The sequence below is a fragment of the Marinospirillum sp. genome, assembly GCF_014859565.1.
In genome coordinates this window covers 1-1,965 of the sequence record NZ_JACUUA010000400.1, presented here as the reverse complement: position 1 = coordinate 1,965, position 1,965 = coordinate 1, and the positions used below count along the sequence as shown (strand labels likewise).

The 1,965-nt window shown below is 51.8% G+C and carries 3 protein-coding genes; all 3 read left to right on the top strand.

The features are described 5' to 3' along the window. Positions 1–404, top strand: a 404-nt coding sequence (gene ruvA / locus IBX50_RS20190) for a Holliday junction branch migration protein RuvA (RefSeq protein WP_292258185.1), incomplete at its 5' end; no start/stop codon positions are given. 46 nt (positions 405–450) lie between these two features. Next, positions 451–1,455, top strand: a complete 1,005-nt coding sequence (ruvB, locus tag IBX50_RS20185) for a Holliday junction branch migration DNA helicase RuvB (RefSeq protein ID WP_292258184.1) — start codon at positions 451–453, stop codon at positions 1,453–1,455. Positions 1,456–1,471: 16 nt separating this feature from the next. Then, positions 1,472–1,876, top strand: coding sequence for a tol-pal system-associated acyl-CoA thioesterase (gene ybgC / locus IBX50_RS20180; protein WP_292258183.1), 405 nt, complete (start codon positions 1,472–1,474; stop codon positions 1,874–1,876). The last annotated feature ends 89 nt before the right edge of the window (positions 1,877–1,965 follow it).

Genomic DNA, 1,965 nt, shown 5'->3' with positions numbered 1-1,965 from the left:
ACCGCCAGTTATTCCGTGAACTGATCAAGGTCAGTGGCATCGGGCCAAAAGTGGGTTTGGCAATTATGTCAGCAATGGATAGTCGCCAGTTGTTACAAGCCATTCAGCATGAAGATCTACAAGCCCTGACGCGGATTCCCGGTATTGGCAAAAAAACCGCTGAGCGCCTATTGGTGGATCTGAAAGATCGCCTGAAGACCTGGCAACCGCTGCAAATGGCTAAACTGGAATTACCCACCGGTGCGCTGTTGCCGGAAACAGATCCTCGTGCTGAAGCTGAAGCCGCTTTGGTATCTCTGGGATACAAACCGGTGGAAGCCACCCGTGCAGTCAGTGCTGTGGAATCACCCGGCATGGATACTCAGGAACTGATCCGAGCCGCACTGAAAGGGTTAGCAAAGTAGCTTCTCAGTTAAAAGGTAAAACCTTCAGTTAAACAGGACACATGCAGTGATCGAAAATGACCGACTGATAGCCGCAAACGAACAGCCGCAGGATTATAGTCAGGATCATGCCATCCGCCCCAAACAGCTGGCTGATTACCGTGGTCAGCCACGGGTGCGCGAGCAGATGGAGATTTTTATCGAAGCGGCGCGGGCGCGGAAAGAAGCACTGGATCATACCCTGATTTTTGGGCCGCCCGGTTTGGGTAAAACGACACTGGCTAACATCATTGCCAGTGAAATGGGTGTGGCGATCAAAAGCACTTCCGGCCCGGTCATGGAGAAAGCCGGTGATCTGGCAGCCATGCTGACCAACCTCAGTGAAGGTGACGTGTTATTTATTGATGAAATCCATCGCCTGAATCCTGCGGTGGAAGAAGTGCTTTACCCAGCGATGGAAGACTATCAGCTGGATATCATGATTGGTGAAGGCCCGGCGGCTCGCTCGATCAAGCTGGATTTGCCACCCTTTACCCTGGTGGGTGCCACAACACGTGCCGGAATGTTGACCGCCCCGTTGCGGGATCGATTTGGTATCGTTCAGCGGCTGGAGTTTTATTCCATAGTTGACCTGACCTGGATTGTTTCCCGTTCCGCCAGCCTGCTGGGATTAAACATCGAAGCGGGTGGAGCGGAAGAAATTGCTCGGCGCTCACGCGGTACTCCGAGGATTGCCAACCGCCTGCTGCGCCGTGTACGGGATTTTGCCGAGGTGAAATCGGATGGTTGTATCAGTCGGGATCTGGCCGATCAGGCGCTGAATATGCTTAACGTGGACACTCATGGTCTGGATCATATGGATCGGCGTTTGCTGCTGGCGATGATGGAAAAGTTTGGTGGTGGTCCGGTTGGGGTGGACAGCTTGTCAGCGGCCATTTCAGAAGCACGGGATACCATTGAAGAAGTGCTGGAACCCTACCTGATCCAGCAGGGTTTTATGATGCGAACGGCCCGAGGTCGTCAGGTTACGGAACTTGCATGGCAACATTTTGGTCTTAGACAACCGGAATGAATACCGAGGTGGTTGTATGAAGGATTTTACCCTGCCGGTGCGGGTGTATTACGAAGATACGGATGCTGGTGGTATTGTTTATTATGTGAATTACCTCAAATTCATGGAGCGAGCCAGAACCGAGTGGTTACGTGTTCTGGGGTTTGATCAGTCCTTGTTGCCGGTGATTTTTGTAGTGCGGGACGTACAGGTGAATTACCAGTCCCCGGCACGTCTGGATGATCAGTTGAATGTGCAGGTGCAGCTTTACAGCCAGCGCGGTGCACGAATGGTTTTTTTGCAGCAGATAGAGCGTGATTCAACAGTGTTGTGTCAGGCAAAAGTTGAAGTGGCTTGTGTGGATCGGGAAAGTTTGCGACCCTGTCGTTTGCCTGAGACACTGTTACAAAGGCTGCCAAAGCTGGATGCTGATGCTGAATAGTCAATTCAGCAGGCTTGGCTGAACAGGATTGAATTAATAAAAATGGGTCAAGGCTTTTAAGGAGTCCAAGTGCAAGAGCTTACCTTCTG

Bases quoted from the DNA above. Each gene is read 5' to 3' on its own strand.
- ybgC (WP_292258183.1), top strand. From the start codon at position 1,472: ATGAAGGATTTTACCCTGCCGGTGCGGGTGTATTACGAAGATACGGAT.